Consider the following 16,651-nt stretch of genomic DNA (forward strand, 5'->3'; position numbering starts at 1 on the left):
TGCGCTTGCGAGCCGCGGGAGAGGTCCCGTTAGCCTCGCATGGGCGAGAAGGGCTTGCCACAGATCATCTGGTAGGCCTCCTCATAGCGGTCGGACGTGCCCTTGATGACCTCGGCAGGAAGATGCGGGGCCTCGCCGGTCATGTCCCAGTTGGCCTTGAGCCAGTTGCGGACGTACTGCTTGTCATAGCTGGGCTGCACGCGACCCGGCTCATAGCCCTCCGCAGGCCAGAAGCGACTGGAGTCGGGCGTGAGGCACTCGTCGATGAGGGTGACCTCGCCGTCGATGATGCCGAACTCGAACTTGGTGTCGGCCACGATGATGCCACGCGTGGCGGCGTAGTCAGCGGCTGCCTGGTAGATGCCGAGCGACAGGTCGCGGATCTTCTCGGCGACGTCGGTACCCACGATCTGGCAGCAGCGCTCGTACGAGATGTTCTCGTCGTGGTCGCCCAGGGCCGCCTTGGTGGACGGGGTGAAGAGGGGCTCAGGCAGCTTGGAAGCCTCGACGAGACCCGCCGGCAGCTTGATGCCGCACACGGTGCCGTTCTCGTCGTAGCTCTTCTTGCCGCTTCCCGTGAGGTAGCCGCGCACGATGCACTCGATGGGGATGGTCTTGGCCTTGCGCACGATCATGGTACGTCCGGCCAGGTAGTCGGCGTAGGGCTGATAGTCCTCGGGGAGGTCCGCAGGGTCGATCGAGACCATGTGGTTGGGCACGAGGTCGGCAAAGCGGTCGAACCAGAAGGCCGAGACACGCGTGAGGACCTCGCCCTTGTGGGCGATCTCGTCGGGCAGGATGAAGTCGAACGCGCTGATGCGGTCCGACGCGACCATGAGCAGCGTGTCGCCGCAGTCATAGATGTCGCGGACCTTGCCCTTGGAGTCAGGCCTCTTGTTCATGCTCTCCACGCTATGCCCCCTGTGTGTTGCTGCCAGATGCGTGCACGACGGCATGCCAGGCGATGCTGGCCGCAGCCGTCAGTCCTCCATTGTAGAGGAACCGGCGGCCGAGGCGGAGGCCACCGCCTTGGTGTGGTGCTCGCGAGGGAGATGCAGCATGAAGGTGGTGCCACGCCCCAGCTCGGACTCCACGGAGATGTAGCCATGGTGACGGTCGACGATCTCCTTGGTGACGGCAAGGCCGACGCCCAGCCCGCCGCTCACGCGCTCCCGGCTCGCATCGCTTCTCCAGAAGCGGCTGAACACGCGGGAGAGGTCCTCCTTTGCGATGCCGATTCCCGTGTCAGACACGGTCACGAGCACGTCGGCGCGGTCCTGGCCCACCGTGACCACGACCCAGCCGTCCTCGGGGGTGTAGCGCATGGCGTTGCTCATGAGGTTGATCACGGCCTGACGGATCATGTCGCGGTCGACATCGCAGTAGCACTCCTTGTGGGGGGCCTCGTTGGCGAAGCGCAGCCGCAGGCCCTGGTCGGCGAAGAGCTGCTCCTGGGCCGAGACGATGCCGCGCACCAGGGCGACCATGTCGGTCCTGACGGGCTCGAAGGCCGTGGTGCCGTTCTCGAGGCGCGAGAGGCGCAGCATGGCGTCGACCAGGCGCGAGAGGCGCCTGACCTCGCTCGCGACGGTCTCGAGATGTTCCTCGTCGGTGGGCAGGACCCCGTCCTGCATCGCCTCGACGGTGGCCTGCATGGCCATGAGGGGCGTGCGGAGCTCGTGGGCGACGTCGCTCGTGAGGCGGTGCTCGAGCTTGAGGTCCTTCTCGATGGTGGTGGCCATGTCGTCGAAGGTCTCGCCGAGCTGGCCCATCTCGTCCTCGCCCGTCACGCCGGTACGCGCCGTGAGGTCACCATTCCTGATCTGGCCGGCACAGCTGGTGATGCGGTGGATGGGACGGGACAGCGAGCGCGACACGATGAGGCCGATGATGCAGGCAAGGATGACCGCGATGGCGGCAGCGACCGCGATGGCCCCATAGGAGTTGGTTCGGAACGCCGCATCGGACTTGGTGAGGAGGGCGTCCGAGCCGAAGGCCCACACGCGGACCGTGCCCACCTCCTCGCCCGAGGGAAGGGTGACCTGCGTCGAGACGAACGCATCCGACACCGTGGGGGCGAGCGAGGCGCGCGGCTTGGCCGCGGCAGAGGAGCTGGACGTCGACGCCGACGTGGCCTCGGAGGTGGCCCAGGTGTCGTCGTAGATGACCTGGCCGCTCCCGTCGAGGACCTGGATGCCCACGTCCGACGACGACATGGAGGCCGCCTCGGCACGGGCGAGGACCTTCTCGGTCCATGAGCCCTCGGCATCATAGGACTCGGCAAGGCTCGTGGCGGTGGAGTCGGCGAGGCGCTCCATGTTGGAGCGCGTATAGCTCTGGAACTGGCCCTCCCACACGACGGCGAGCACCAGGACCAGCACCACGACCGTCATGATCGAGGTGAGCGCGAACGAGAGGGACATGCGGCTCGCGTAGGTCATGCCGTGGCGCGGGGACGTGCGCGAGGTCTTCCAGGAGGCCTTGGACGAGTCCGACGTGTCGGCGGTGGCATCGCGCGGCTGGCGCTTGCCTATGACGAATCGGTTCTTGCCAGCCATCGCAGGTTACTTGTCCTCGGGAGCGGCCTCGGCGTCGGTCTTCTCGGGAGCCTCGAAGCGATAGCCCACGCCGTGGACGGTATAGAGCCAGGTGGGGTTGCGGGGGTCGTCGCCGAGCTTGGCGCGGAGGTTCTTGACGTGGGAGTCGATGGTGCGCTCGTAGCCCTCGAAGTCGTAGCCGAGGACCTTCTCGACGAGCTCCATGCGGGTGTAGACACGACCCGGGTAGCGCGCGAGGGTGGTGAGCAGCTTGAACTCGGAGGCCGTGAGGTCGACCTCCTCGCCGCCCACGGTGACCTTGTGGCCCGAGATGTCGATGACGAGGTCGCCGAAGTCGAGGACCTCGAGCTGGGGCTCCGACTCGGTGCGCACGCGGCGCAGCAGGGCACGGACGCGCGCCACGAGCTCGCGGGGCGAGAAGGGCTTGATGAGGTAGTCGTCCGCACCGAGCTCGAGGCCGATGATGCGGTCCTCGACCTCCCCCTTCGCGGTCAGCATGATGATGGGGACGTCGGAGGTGTCACGGATGGCGCGGCAGACGCGCTCACCCGAGAGCTTGGGCAGCATGAGGTCGAGGATCACCAGGTCGAACGTGTGCTTCTCGAACTCCTCGACGGCGGACTGGCCGTCACCGACGCTGCGGACCCAGTATCCCTCACGCTCGAGATAGGCCGCGACCGCATCGCGAATAGCCTTCTCGTCCTCTACCAGCAGAATCTTCTTTGCATCCGAAGCCATGGGGGCCTCCTTGTGTTTTGTTCATGCGAATATTGTGACGTCCATCCCCACTAGTCTACCCCACATAGCTGATTACAGCCCGAAGGTCCTCACCACAACCGCGGACGGGTAGCCCGTCTCGGCCTCCTTGACGGTCGTATACGTCACGAAGTCGTCGACGGTACCTGCGCACGCCGGGTACTCACCATAGTCGAGCGAGCGGTTGTAGGCCGTGAGCACCGTGTAGGTCTGGTCGGCGACATCGGCCACGAAGTAGGATGCACGGCTCTTGATGATGAAGAGGTCGCCCTTGCCCGCGACGCACGCGAAGGGTTCGCGCGAGAGGGTCACGAAGGGCCCGCCGCTCTCTCCGATGTAGGTGCCCATCCCGGCGAGCAGGCCGCCGGTGCTGTAGTTGGCCTCCACCGAGAAGGCGAAGCGGTCCCCCATGCGTACCGCGTTGAACGGCTTCACGGTCTGGGGCATGACGAGCTGGTCGACCGTGCTCGAGAAGTCGCCCGAGAGGTCATAGGCCGTGATGCCGTAGTAGGTCCCACTGCTCGCGTTGACGCGGGGGACCAGCGTCACGATGCCCTGGGAGATGGTGGGCGCGCACGCGAAGCGCCCCGGCGAGTCGACGACCTCGTCCGCCGACGAGTCGCCCACCTTCCAGAGGTAGCAGCCCGAGTGCTGCGCGGTCTTGCTGCCGGACGAGGAGGGCATCACAAGCCAGAGGACCTTGGAGCCGGAGCAGGCGAGCGCCGGCGGGTCCCAGTCGGAGTCCGACTCCCAGAGCGTTGTGGTGGCGCCAGAGAGCTCCCCTCCCGAGAAGGACGAGGCGTAGAGCTTCCAGCTCCGGTCGAGGAGGTTGAGCTCGGACCAGGCATAGACGGAGTCCGAGCAACGGGCGTCATAGATGACCCAGTTGGCCCCATCCGTGTGCGGCTTCGCGACGACAGTGACGTCCGTGCCGCCCTTGATCGAAAGCGCGTCCGCGGTGGTCATGACCGAGGCGGACGAGGACGTCGCGACCACAGGCAGCCAGGTGCCCTCCGCCTCGTGGGGCACGAGCCCCAGCGCGAGCTGGAAGGTCTGGCCCTCGGTGAGCGGCGAGGTCACGCCATCGGTGGTGAAGGAGTCGGTGATCGAGGTCGCCGAGCTGGAGTCGACGACCGTGGGCTGCGTCGTCTGGGAGGTGCTCTGCGAGGAGCAGCCCGATGCGCCCGCGGCGACCGCCGTGGCAGCGATCCCCACGGCCGCCCCCTTGAGGGCGGTGCGGCGCGTGACGCTCCTGTCGAGCAGGCCTGACATGCGACTCCCCTACTCCGCGGCCTCGCCGCGGGCGAGGCGCTGGGCCTCGAGGAGGCCCTTGGTCATCTGGTCGGCACAGCTCGTCCGGCGAGGCCCGCAGGTGTTGCCGGCGAGGAGCGCGACCACGTCGTCGACGGGCTGGCCGCAGACGAGCTTCGAGACAGCCTTGAGGTTGCCGTTGCAGCCCCCGTCGAACGACATCCCCTCGATGGTGGAGCCGTCATCGGAGAGCTGGATGTGGATCATGCGCGAGCAGACCCCGCGCGGCTTGAAGTCCAAGGACCGCATGCGTCATCACCTTCCTGGCTAGTCGAACGAGAGGCCCTCGAGGCGGTCGAAGACCACGTCGACGCGCGTGAGGAAGCTCCTCGGGTCGAAGATGGCGTCATACTGCTCGGCCGTGAGGGTGCAGTCAGGGTCGTCCTCGAGCCGCTCACGCAGCGACTTGCCCGAGCGGGCCTGCTGCACGTCGGCCCAGACCTCCATGGAGTTGCGCTGCACGATGGCATAGGCGTCCTCACGCGTGATGCCCGTGTTGACCAGGGCGAGGAGCACCTTGCTCGAGTAGATGAGGCCACGGGTGCGGTTGAGGTTGGCCATCATGGATGCCGGATAGAGCTTGAGGCCGTCCACGATGCGGATGAGGCACGAGAGCATGTGGTCGAGGGCGATGAAGCTGTCGGCCTGGGCGACGCGCTCGGCCGAGGAGTGCGAGATGTCGCGCTCGTGCCAGAGGGCCACGTCGTCGAACGCGACCTGGGCGTTGGCCTTGACCACGCGGGACAGGCCACAGACCTTCTCGGCGGTGATGGGATTGCGCTTGTGTGGCATGGCGGAGGAGCCCTTCTGGCCGGGCTTGAACGGCTCCTCGGCCTCGAGGGTGTCGGTCTTCTGGAGGTTCCTGATCTCGGTCGCGATGCGCTCGCAGGTGGCTGCCGTAGTGGCGAGGACCCCCGCCAGGTAGGCATGGTGGTCGCGTGAGATGACCTGGGTCGAGAGCGGGTCGTGCGTGAGGCCCAGGTGCTTGCAGACGTACTCCTCGATGAAGGGGTCGATGGAGGAGTAGGTGCCCACGGCTCCCGAGATCTCGCCGAAGGCGACGTTGTCGCGCGCGCTCTTGAGGCGGTCGTAGTCGCGCTTGAGCTCCCAGGCCCAGCTGCCGAACTTCATGCCGAAGGTCATGGGCTCGGCATGGATGCCATGGGTACGGCCCACGCAGAGCGTGTCCTTCTCCTCGAAGGCACGGCGGTAGCAGATCTGGCCGAGCTTCCTGACATCGTCGAGCAGGATGTCGGTGGCCTGCGTGAGCTGGTAGCACAGCGCGGTGTCGCCGAGGTCGGAGCTGGTCATGCCGTAGTGGACCCAGCGGCTGGGCTTGGGCTCGCCCTCGGGCACGTCCGCGTCGATGTAGCTGCCCATGTTGGTGAGGAAGGCGATGACGTCATGGTTGGTCACGGCCTCGATCTCAGCGACCTCGTCGACCTCGACATGGGCATGCCCACGGATCCAGGCGGCCTCCTCGGCGGTGATGCCGATCCTTCCCAGCTCGGCCTCGGCCTCGCAGGCCAGGACCTCGATCTCCTGCCAGACGGCATACTTGTTCTGGAGCGAGAAGATGTGGCCCATCTCGGGGCGGGTGTAGCGGTCGATCATGTGCGATCCTTTCGGTGGATGCTATGCAGGTCGATGCGGGCGGGCGCGGTGCGCCTAGGCGCTGTGCCTGGGCGTGCCGGAGTCAGAGGGGCCGCCGTTGGCAGGACCCGACCCCGGGCCCTTGGGCGTGCCACCGTCATCCTTGTCCTTGCGACGACGCAGCACGATGGCCACGATGATGATCACCGCCGCGGCCCCGATGATGAAGGGCAGGGCGCCCCAGAGCCAGGCGAGGATGTCACTCGTGCCCGGCGTTGTGGCGGAACCGATGACGGATACGGTGTTCATGGGGTTCTCCTTTGGTTGAGTCTGCTCCCATTCTGCCACGAAGCACCCGTGAGTGGGCGTCAGCGCCCTGCGGCGGACGTACCGTCCCCTCCGGTGGCGGCATCGTCAGCAGCGGTGCCCGCATCCGCGGCGTCATCGTCATCGTCAGCGGTGGCATCGGTCGCATCCGGGGCCGTGACATCGTCGGTGGCCGCCTCGTCGTCGGCTCCGGCAGAGGGCTCGACCTTGCCCGCCTCGGCGTCCTTCTCGGCCTCGGCCTCCTCGGGATGCTCGGCCAGGTACTCGTCCCACCTGTCGTCGAGCAGGGCCGTGACGGCCTTGCCCTCCACGGTCTCGCGGGCGAGAAGCACCTTGGCCATGAGGTCGAGCTGGTCATGTCGGGCCGAGAGCACGTCGGTCGCGCGCTTGTGGGCCTCGCGCATGATGCGCTCGACCTCGTCATCGATGCGCTTGGCGGTCTCGGGCGAGTAGTCCTGGTGGTCGGCATAGTCGCGGCCGAGGAACACCTGGTGCTGCGCCTCGCCGAAGACCTGGGTGCCCAGCGCCTCGCTCATGCCGTAGCGCGTGACCATCTCGCGGGCCATCTTGGTGGCGCGCTCGAGGTCGTTGCTGGCACCTGTGGTGATGTCATCGCAGCACAGCTCCTCGGACGTGCGCCCGGCCAGCAGGACCGCGATCTCGTCGGTCATGCGGTCGCGGCTCTCGAGGAAGTGGTCCTCGGTGGGGAGCTGCATGGTGTAGCCCAGGGCCTGGCCACGGCTGATGATCGAGATCTTGTGGACCGGGTCGGAGTTCTCGAGGATATGTCCCACGAGGGCATGGCCGCTCTCGTGGTAGGCGATGACGTTGCGCTCCTTCTCGCTCATGACGCGACCCTTGCGCTCGGGGCCGGCGATCACGCGCTCCATGGCCTCCTCGATCTCGGGCATGTCGATCTGGGTCTTGTTGCGGCGGGCGGCCAGCAGGGCCGACTCGTTCATGAGGTTCATGAGGTCGGCACCGGTGAAGCCCGGCGTGAGCTTGGCGAGCTTGTCGAACGGCACGTCGTCTGCGATGGGCTTGCCCTTGGCATGGACCTTGAGGATGTGCTCGCGGCCCTTGACGTCGGGACGGTCCACCGTGACCTGGCGGTCGAAGCGGCCCGGGCGCAGCAGCGCCGGGTCGAGGATGTCGGGACGGTTGGTGGCAGCGATGAGGATGACGGCGTCGTTCTGCTCGAAGCCATCCATCTCCACCAGCAGCTGGTTCAGGGTCTGCTCGCGCTCGTCGTGGCCGCCGCCCAGGCCGGCGCCACGCTGACGGCCTACGGCGTCGATCTCGTCGATGAAGATGATGGAGGGGCTGGCAGCCTTGGCCTGCTTGAACAGGTCACGCACGCGGCTCGCGCCCACGCCCACGAACATCTCGACGAAGTCGGAGCCAGAGATCGAGAAGAACGGCACGCCCGCCTCGCCGGCCACTGCCTTGGCGAGGAGCGTCTTGCCCGTGCCCGGGGGGCCCACCAGCAGCACGCCGCGTGGGATCTTGGCGCCCATCTTCTGGAAGCGTTCGGGCTCCGCCAGGAAGTCACGGACCTCCTTGAGCTCCTCGACGGCCTCGTCGATGCCGGCGACGTCAGAGAACTTGGTCTTGGGGCGGGTCTCCTCGGTGGTCTTTGCCTTGGTCTTGCCGAACGACATGGCCTGGCCGTTCTGGCCCTGCATCTGTCGCATGAAGTAGATGATGACGGCGATGAGCAGCACCGTGGGCACCACTGAGACGAGGATCGTCTCCCACATGTCAGAGGAGGTCATGTCCACCTTGTAGACCACGTTGGGGTGGTCGGCCATGAGGTCGGCCAGGGAGTCGGAGCCCACGTAGGTCGACGTGTACTTGACCGCCTTGGACTCGTCGCCCTTGTCGGACTTGTCACGCCAGTAGGTGCCCGAGAGGCTCCCGTCGCTCGTCTTGTACGTGGCGGTGTCGACGCGCTCCTCCTTGACGGCGGTCACGTACTCGCTCGTCGCGAGCGTGTCCACCTGGGGCTGCCCGCTGACGCTGCCGCCGAGCGACCACGCGAGGTAGGCGCCGCAGGCTATCGCGAGCAGGGCATAGAGCAGGCCGAAGCGGTTGTTGTGCCCCGAGGGGTCTGGGGTGGGCAGGCCGAGCCCGCCGCCGTTGGAATCGTTCTTGTCTGTCACCGGGTGACTCCTTGTCTGGGGCCGCCCGTGCGGCCCCGGTGGATCAGTCGTATACGTCGGGCTTGAGGATCCCGATGTACGGAAGGTTACGATAGCGCTCCGCATAGTCCAGACCATACCCAACGATGAAGGCGTCAGGCACGTGGGCGCCCACATAGCGCGGGTCGACCGCGGGAGACTTGCCGGGGATGTCCTTCACGAGGAACGCCGCCACCGACAGCGAGCGGGGGCCGCGTGAGTTGAGGTTGCGCATGAGGTAGCTGAGCGTGAGGCCCGAGTCGAGGATGTCCTCGACGATGAGGACGTCGCGGTCCTCGATCTTGGTGTCGAGGTCCTTCACGATGCGGACCACGCCCGAGCTCTTGACGCCGTTGCCATAGCTCGAGACGGCCATGAAGTCGATGCCGAGCGGGCAGTCGATGTGCCGCATGAGATCGCCCATGAAGACCACCGCGCCACGCAGCACTGCGATGAGCAGGGGGTTCTTATCCTTGTAGTCAGCGGAGATCTCACGACCCATCCGCACCACGATGTTCTGGATGTCCTCCTCCGAGAGGACGACGCTCTCGATGTCCGGATGCATGGTCTCCATTGCGTTCCTCTCCGTGGCCTTCCGGGCCACAAGCATCTCGCGCTCCATCGCGCCGTGGGGCGGTCCCGCCCCACGAACGGTCATGCAGAACAGATACGTAATTCTAGCAGTACCTTCGTGGCGGGGGTACACCGGGCTCGCTCGTCAGGTCGAATGCCGGCAATCCACACGACGGCCCCGGTAGGGGCCGTGCGCACCACCCGCACCTGGGGACGGTCGGGCGCAGGGACCTTCTCGTCGATGAGGAGGTCCGAGAGCTTCTTGGACTGTCCGTGCATGCCCAACGGGCAGCAGACGTCGCCCGGCTGCGGACCGTCGACCCACACGCGACCACCTTCGGGGGCGACGCCGCAGGCAGCGGCGTCGAGCAGCACCGCCTCGCCGTCCCACTCGCGCGCCACGGCACGGGCACCCACCGTGGGGTCGACCCCCGGCTCGGCCGCGACGAGGCGCGCCGTCATGGTGAGGCCACCGCCTAGGTCGAGCGCGGCTCGGGCGCCAGGGGCCGTGACCTCGGACGAGGGCGAGAGGGACACGGCGCCGGCGAGGCCCGGGACGTCGAGCCATCCCGAGACGGGCTCGTCGGCCGAGGCACGCGTCCGGACGAAGAGCAGGCCGTACTCCACGCTCACGTCGACCCCCATGGGCACGGTGCAGGACCCCTCGCCCGCGGCCACGGCCTCGAGGACGGCGGCCACATGGCGCGCCTCGAGGCGGCAGGCAGGGCAGGCCAGGCGGATCGCATCGCGGACCACGCGGCGGGCGATGGCCACGTCGGTCGCCGCAAGGCGCGCGGCGTCGAGCACCTCGAGGCCCTCCTCGCGCCTGCGCTCGAGGTCACGCAGGGCACGCGAGGCGACCTGCGTGAGATAGGCGTCCTCATCCGAGAGGATGTCACAGGTCGAGGCCATGGCATCGACGAGACGGGGGTTCCTCGCCTTGGCCGGCGGCATGATCTGGTGACGCACGAAGGAGCGCAGGTAATGGGTGTCGGCGTTGGTGGCGTCCTCGCGCCAGACGACGCCCGCCATGCGCAGCAGCTCGCAGAGCTCGTCGTGCGTGCGGTCGAGCAGGGGACGCACGATGCGGTTCCGGCGGCGGGGGATCGACGAGAGGCCGGCCGGCCCCGTGCCCTTGATGGCGTTCATGAAGAAGGTCTCGGCGCGGTCGTCGGCCGTGTGGGCCGTGAGGATGCGCGCGGCCGAGCGAGGGGTGCCCATCTGGCCCGAGAGCTCGTTGGCGAGGCGCGCAGCCGAGGCATAGCGCAGCTCGCGGCCGGCGTTCTCGACGTTTCCCGCCGAGGCGCCGCCTGCGGCCGCCTGTCCGCGGGCGATGCCGGCCACGTCGGCCGCGACCACCGTGCAGGGGATGCCGTACGAGGCCGACAGCTCGCGGACGAACTCCTCGTCCTCCTCGGCGTCGAGGCCACGGAGCTTGTGGTTCACATGCAGCACGTGCAGGCGCTCGCGAGCGATGTGACCAAGGCCGCGGCCGTCCTCGATGTCGAGGCGCGACGTGGCGGCAAGCACCAGCAGCGCCGTGGAGTCCGCGCCTCCCGAGACCATGAGCACCACGGGGGCGCGCCCGGCCGGGTCGGCAGCGCCCGACGAGCGCTCGAACGGCCCCGAGGGTTTCGCGTACCTCCTTGAGACTGATGTCATGGGCGACCTCCTCGGGTCCTGGGCGGCCGACGGCGGACGATGCGTCGGCGCGGCTTACGTGGCCTCAGGATACCGCAGGTCCTTCTCAGCCGCCCGACGTCCCTCGTCGTCTGTCGATGCATCCCCTAGCGTTTTCGACCACTTAGCGGAGCGATTTCCACTAGGAAACGCATCGACAAATGAAAGGCGGCTCGAGGCGGAGGATGCCAGGAGGCATGGCGACGCGGCGTCAGGCAGCACGGGTCATATGCGTCCCCGGCTACGGCTAGACTCATATGAGACAGACGGCATCCAGCCCACGTGACGCGTTTCGACCGAGAGGAACCCATGACCCCGCTGATCCACCTTCACATACTCGCGAGCGGCTCGAAGGGCAACGCCGCCGTGGTCGAGGGGCCGCACGGATCGGTGCTCGTGGACTGCGGCATCTCGCGCAAGCGCCTGCTCGAGCGCGCCGCGACGCTCGGGGTGGACATGGACCAGGTGAGCGCGGTGCTGCTCACCCACGAGCACTCCGACCACACCGCCGGCCTCACGGTCTTCTGCAACCACTTCGAGGGCGAGCTCGTGACCACCGCCGGCACGGCCGCGAGCAGACCGTACCTGTCGAGCCTGCCCTTCACCCTCGTGAGCCACGACGACGAGGTCGAACTGGCCGGCATGGTCGTACGTACCTTCCCGACCTCGCATGACGTGGCGGACCCCATGGGATTCCGTTTCACGGCCGAGGGGGCGGACGGCACCACGGACGCCCTGGGCTACTGCACCGACACCGGACACCTCACCACGCTCGCGACGCGTGCCCTCACGGGATGCCGCATCCTGGCGCTCGAGTCGAACCATGACGAGCACATGCTCCGGATCGGGCCCTACCCGGGGTACCTCAAGGAGCGCATCGCATCTGACTCCGGGCACCTCTCGAACGCGCAGGCGGCTCTCGCCCTCGCCGACCTCGTGAGCGATGACACCCAGGCGGTCATCGCCATGCACCTCTCGCAGGAGAACAACCGCCCGTCGACGGCGGTGCGGACGCTCTCGCATGCGGTCGATGCCGAGCAGGCCAACACCACCTTCACCGAGGCCCGCACACCGGACGGCCTGCTCACGGTGATGGCCGCCGGCCAGGAGAAGCCCGTCAGCATCTGGTAGCGGGTGCCTCGCTCAGGACGAGGGCCCCGCCTGGCGAGCATGGGGAGCAGGCAGCAGGTGCTTCTCGGTCACTATGGGCAGGCAACGGAACCGAGCATGCATGTTGCCTGCCCATAGTGACCCTGGAAGCGGCAGGATGGGCGCCTTATGGTCACTCTTGCCAGGCAACGCAGCCGAAGCCGCACGTTGCCTGGCCAAAGGAACCCTGAGGGCCGGCCCGCACGCCCTCGCGGGTCGATTCCGTCGTGCGACCCCGACCCTTAGACGCGCACCAACTCGTAGCGGCGCGTGCCCATCCCGATCCTCTCGGCATGCTCCACGCACGTGCGCCAGTCCGTGTCGGGATGCACCATGTGGAAGTGATCGGAGCGCAACGGGTCTTCCGCCAGGTCCTCGTCGGCCTCTGCGTCGGCAAGGTCCGTGTGCGGCATCGTCGGCGCGGCGTTCACGGCATCGGCGCAGGCCTGGTCCAGGGCCACCGGGTCGAGGCTCGCGAACATGCCGATGTCCGGCACGATGGGCGTGTCGTTCTCGTCATGGCAGTCGCAGTTGGGGCTCACGTCGATGGCGAGCGCCACGTGGAAGCACTGCCTACCATCGCACACGGCCTTGGCGTACTCGGCGATCTTGCAGTTGAGCACGTCGGCCGCCGCGTCGTAGTCGGGGCTGATGGCATGCTGGTTGCACACGGCGATGCACCGACCGCACCCCACGCAACGGTCGTGGTCGATGAAGGCGCGCTCACGCCCGCTTGCGGCCTCGCCGCCACGACCGTCGAACGAGATGGCGCCGTGGGCACAGATCTTGGCACACTGCCGGCAGCCGATGCAGCGGTCAGCCTCCACGCTGGGCTTGCCGGCCGCGTGCTGCTCCATCTTGCCGGCGCGGCTGCCACCGCCCATGCCGATGTTCTTGAGCGCCCCGCCGAACCCCGCCTGCTCGTGGCCCTTGAAGTGCGTGAGCGAGACGAGCACGTCGGCGTCCATGAGCGCACGCCCGATCTTGGCCTCGTGCACGTACTCGCCGCCCACCACGGGGACCTCGACCTCGTCGAGTCCCTTGAGGCCGTCGGCGATGATGGTGTGGCAGCCCGTCTGGAACGGGTTGAAGCCATTGGCGTAGGCCGAGTCGAGATGGTCGAGCGCGTTGCTGCGCCCGCCCACATAGAGGGTGTTGCAGTCGGTGATGAAGGGGCGCCCGCCCCGCGCCTTGACCTCGTCCACGATCACGCGCGCATAGTTGGGACGCAGGTAGGCGAGCCCTCCCGGCTCGCCCAGGTGCATCTTGATGGCGACATACTGGTTGGCGAGGTCGAGGTCGTCGAAGCCGGCAGCGCGGATGAGGTGCCGCAGCTTGTCGGGCAGGTTGGTACGCCCATGGGTACGCATGTCGCAGAAGTAGACCTTGGCTGGTTGGGACGTAGGCATGGGAACCCCTTAGCTCGAGGACGACGAGAAGAACATCTGGCCTATACCCGCATGGGGAGGGTGGTTGGCACGTGGCAGTCGAGCGGATGCCGAATCGACCGAAGACAGGCACCATGCGCGACTTCACGCAACATGTCACATGTGTGAAGTCGTATGAGATGTCGTGTGAAGTCCCGGCGGCGCCCCTATCGCTTGAGGCGGTAACGTTGCTTGGGACTCCTGCCCGGATACATATGCTCCAATATGCCGCCATCCACGAGCCGGTTGACATAGCGCATGACACCACCTCGCGAGAGCCCCGACATCTCCATGAGCTCGCGCGCGCTCACCGAGCCACTTTCCTCGACGGCAGCAAGGATTGCCTTCTCCATCCCACCTGCAGGGAGCGTACCGTGCTCCTCCTTGCTTAGACGGCGTTTCTCGAAGGTGAGGGAGAAGTAGGAAGCCGTTGATTTGGCAACGGGCGATGGCATGAGGTTCTCGGCCAACTCCGAGACGATGCGCTGGTAACCGGTACCGCGATTCTCTGCCACGAATCCACCATCAGGATAGGGAGTCTCCTCGAGGAGAAGCGAAAGATGCTGGTTCCTCGTAGCCGAGAAGCCCGGCGCGCCCAACATGTCGAGCGTCAACGTTCCATAGAGGCCACCAGGATTTGTGATCTCGAGCCTATCCTCATACATGTTGACCTGCACCTGCATGCCCCTGGCCACGGCAGAGTAGTCACGATGCATCAATGCGTTCGTCACGGCCTCCCTCACGGCGACCAAAGGATAGTCCGGCAGGTCCTTCCTGAAGGCACCATCGATGAGTCCCCCCGTCCGCATGTTTCGGCGCACTGCTCCCAACGTATCAGCCACCAGGGCGGGAATGGGTCCGACCAGGGTCTCCGAGTCGAGGAGTGACGGAACGCCTCCGCCATCGGACTTGGTCCTCCCCGGGAACGAGGCGAATGTGACCGCAAGCCGCGGATAATACTTCTGCGGATATCTACCGAGCGCAAGCAGACCAGCGATCGTCGGTCGCAGCACGGCATCCTCATCAGGCGCAAGTGCGCGCAGGTTCTGGAGAATAACCTCATCGGCAAGGGAGCCGGACACACGAGGATGAACGGCCCTCTCCCTTGCTATCAGTCCGGCTACGAGAGCATCGTCAAGGTCGTCGACAGAAGCGTCCCCCACGAGCTCGGCATCGTGCTGCGGCTGCTCATGCTCTTCGAGAAGACGGTCGATCTCGTAGTCCGTCATGTGGCGATCGCCATCGCCCGTCCTGATGAAGGAACCCTGTCGAAGCCCGCGCTTCTTCACATAACAGGGTTTGTCGCGTGGCGGGAGTTCCGCAACACGCGCCATGACTACGGGAGCACCGCCGAGCTCAGCCAAGGTGATCATGGGCCGCAGCGGGGGCTCCATCCCCTCGGCGCAGAGGTTGGACAGCGCGTCCTGAATCCTGTTGGCCTGAAAATGGGGGGCAGGAGAGAAACCGTCCCTCTCGGAGACGCCGAGGAGGACGTCTCCGCCAGTCCCATTCGCAAAAGCCGAAAGGGTCTCCCCCATGCTCTTGGGGAGGTGGTTGACCGACTCCTTGACCTCGATCTCTTGAAGGTCTGTACCGAAGAGGCGCAGCCTCCCTATGGTGCGGTCGAGATATGACTGTCCTCTATCTGCGTTCATAGCCGTTCCCCCCCCCTGATGTGTCCGATCTTGCTATAGCTTATCATCTATTGTCATTTACTTCACACACATGTCACGAAACATATCACACATATCATCGAGCTTCCCACACATAGCACACGTGTGGGAAGCTCGATGTGAAGCTCTGGATATGCCATGGCCTCTCGGCGTCAGACGACTACTTGGCGGCCTCGATCATGCTGCGCACCGTGCCCTGGAGCCCGTCGAGGACCTCCTGGCTGGGAATCCAGTTGACGGCCTGGGTCTCCACGGGAAGCTGGAAGCCGGCCTCCTCGAGGACCTTGCCGACGTTCTTGGGACCGAGCGGCGCCCACCCATAGCTGCCGAAGGCCAGGCCCACGCGGGCCGCGTTCCTCGGTGAGAGCCCACGCATGTAGGTGAGGAAGCCACTCACGTTCGCCAGCATCTGGCTGTTGAGCGTAGGCGAGCCCACGCAGACGTAACGGCTGTCGAGGAACTCGGTCATGACGTCGGACGGGTGGTTGACCTTGAGGTCGAACAGGTGCGCCTCGACGCCCTCCTCGACGAAGGCCTCGCAGACGGCCTTGGCCATGGTCGCCGTCGAGTTCCACATGGAGTCGTAGACGACCACGGCCTTCTCGGCCAGCTGGGTCGTGGTCCAGGACTCGTAGGCGGTGAGGATGTCATCGATGTGCTCGGTCCAGATGATGCCGTGCGACGGCGCGATCATGTCGACGTCGAGCCCACGCACGGCCGCGACGGCCTTGCCTGCCTGCATGCCATAGGGCTGCACGATGTTGGCGTAGTACTTCTTGGCCTGGTGCATGACCTCGGCCATGTCGTTCTCGACGTCGAAGTGCTTCGAGCTGGCGAAGTGCTGGCCGAAGGCATCGTTCGAGAAGAGCAGCTTGTCGGCCGCGTCATAGGTGACCATGTTGTCGGGCCAGTGGACCATGGGGGTCTGCACGAAGGTGAGCGTGCGCTTGCCGATCGCGAGGGTGTCGCCGGTCTTGACGCCCCGGTAGGTGTAGGCATCGCCGTAGTGGGCCTTGAGGCCGGCGAGTCCTGCCGGGTCGCTCGTCACGATGGTGGCGTTGGGGGCCAGCTCCATGATCTTCGGGATCGAGCCGGAGTGGTCCATCTCGACGTGGTTCGAGACGACGTAGTCGATGCGAGAGGGGTCCACGACCTGCGAGATGCGCTGGACAAGCTCGTCCGCGAAGCAGGCCTTGGTGGTGTCGACCAGCGTGACCTTCTCGTCCATGATGAGGTAGGCGTTGTAGGTGATGCCGCGCTCGGTGGTGTAGCCGTGGAAGCTGCGGGCGTTCCAGTCGATGCCGCCGACCCACCAGACGTCGGGCTTGATCTCTTGTGCCGTGAGCATGTGCTCTCCTTCGTATGGCCCGCATGCGACGGGCGTTATATGTTATCTGCAGTATATCGTTTTGTGCCGTCCACGG

The 16,651-nt window shown here is 66.4% G+C and carries 14 protein-coding genes and 1 pseudogene; 1 reads left to right on the forward strand and 14 read right to left on the reverse strand.

Going from position 1 to position 16,651, the window contains the following annotated elements; genetic code table 11:
* Positions 1 to 29: 29 nt before the first annotated feature.
* From LKE50_01805 to tilS, 10 genes are all read right to left on the reverse strand, one after another.
* The gene (locus LKE50_01805; GenBank protein ID MCH3967365.1) at positions 30 to 902 is read right to left on the reverse strand and encodes a phosphoribosylaminoimidazolesuccinocarboxamide synthase; all 873 of its coding nucleotides are present in this window, start codon (positions 900 to 902) and stop codon (positions 30 to 32) included.
* A gap of 78 nt (positions 903 to 980) precedes the next feature.
* Positions 981 to 2,558, reverse strand: coding sequence for a HAMP domain-containing histidine kinase (locus tag LKE50_01810; protein ID MCH3967366.1), 1,578 nt, complete (start codon positions 2,556 to 2,558; stop codon positions 981 to 983).
* A 6-nt stretch (positions 2,559 to 2,564) separates the two neighbouring features.
* Positions 2,565 to 3,296, reverse strand: coding sequence for a response regulator transcription factor (locus tag LKE50_01815; protein ID MCH3967367.1), 732 nt, complete (start codon positions 3,294 to 3,296; stop codon positions 2,565 to 2,567).
* A gap of 72 nt (positions 3,297 to 3,368) precedes the next feature.
* Entirely contained in the window at positions 3,369 to 4,586 is a 1,218-nt protein-coding gene (locus tag LKE50_01820; protein MCH3967368.1) for a Tat pathway signal protein, read from the reverse strand.
* 9 nt (positions 4,587 to 4,595) lie between these two features.
* Positions 4,596 to 4,874, reverse strand: a complete 279-nt coding sequence (locus tag LKE50_01825; protein ID MCH3967369.1) for a TIGR03905 family TSCPD domain-containing protein — start codon at positions 4,872 to 4,874, stop codon at positions 4,596 to 4,598.
* Positions 4,875 to 4,892: 18 nt separating this feature from the next.
* Positions 4,893 to 6,239 carry an adenylosuccinate lyase gene (gene purB, locus LKE50_01830; protein ID MCH3967370.1) on the reverse strand — a complete coding sequence of 449 codons (1,347 nt, stop codon included), beginning with the start codon at positions 6,237 to 6,239 and terminating at the stop codon, positions 4,893 to 4,895.
* A gap of 54 nt (positions 6,240 to 6,293) precedes the next feature.
* Entirely contained in the window at positions 6,294 to 6,527 is a 234-nt protein-coding gene (locus LKE50_01835) for a hypothetical protein (GenBank protein ID MCH3967371.1), read from the reverse strand.
* Between the two features lie 59 nt (positions 6,528 to 6,586).
* A complete protein-coding gene (gene ftsH, locus LKE50_01840; GenBank protein ID MCH3967372.1) occupies positions 6,587 to 8,614 on the reverse strand; it encodes an ATP-dependent zinc metalloprotease FtsH in 2,028 nt (675 codons plus the stop codon).
* A gap of 136 nt (positions 8,615 to 8,750) precedes the next feature.
* A complete protein-coding gene (hpt, locus tag LKE50_01845; protein MCH3967373.1) occupies positions 8,751 to 9,299 on the reverse strand; it encodes a hypoxanthine phosphoribosyltransferase in 549 nt (182 codons plus the stop codon).
* A gap of 80 nt (positions 9,300 to 9,379) precedes the next feature.
* Complete coding sequence (tilS, locus tag LKE50_01850; protein ID MCH3967374.1) at positions 9,380 to 10,960, reverse strand: tRNA lysidine(34) synthetase TilS; 1,581 nt, start codon at positions 10,958 to 10,960, stop codon at positions 9,380 to 9,382.
* A 327-nt stretch (positions 10,961 to 11,287) separates the two neighbouring features.
* On the opposite strand from tilS, the gene LKE50_01855 reads away from it, so the two are divergent.
* On the forward strand, positions 11,288 to 12,109 hold the full coding sequence (locus tag LKE50_01855; GenBank protein MCH3967375.1) for an MBL fold metallo-hydrolase: 822 nt from the start codon (positions 11,288 to 11,290) through the stop codon (positions 12,107 to 12,109).
* A 260-nt stretch (positions 12,110 to 12,369) separates the two neighbouring features.
* Here LKE50_01855 and LKE50_01860 read toward each other — a convergent pair whose 3' ends face one another.
* From LKE50_01860 to LKE50_01875, 4 genes and pseudogenes are all read right to left on the reverse strand, one after another.
* Entirely contained in the window at positions 12,370 to 13,536 is a 1,167-nt protein-coding gene (locus LKE50_01860) for a DUF362 domain-containing protein (GenBank protein ID MCH3967376.1), read from the reverse strand.
* A 185-nt stretch (positions 13,537 to 13,721) separates the two neighbouring features.
* Complete coding sequence (locus LKE50_01865) at positions 13,722 to 14,567, reverse strand: winged helix-turn-helix transcriptional regulator (protein ID MCH3967377.1); 846 nt, start codon at positions 14,565 to 14,567, stop codon at positions 13,722 to 13,724.
* 273 nt (positions 14,568 to 14,840) lie between these two features.
* A pseudogene (locus tag LKE50_01870) lies at positions 14,841 to 15,092 on the reverse strand (ATP-binding protein).
* A gap of 295 nt (positions 15,093 to 15,387) precedes the next feature.
* Entirely contained in the window at positions 15,388 to 16,575 is a 1,188-nt protein-coding gene (locus tag LKE50_01875) for an FprA family A-type flavoprotein (GenBank protein MCH3967378.1), read from the reverse strand.
* Positions 16,576 to 16,651: the final 76 nt, after the last annotated feature.

Source organism: Atopobiaceae bacterium, assembly GCA_022483015.1.
GTDB lineage: Bacteria > Actinomycetota > Coriobacteriia > Coriobacteriales > Atopobiaceae > JALCUE01.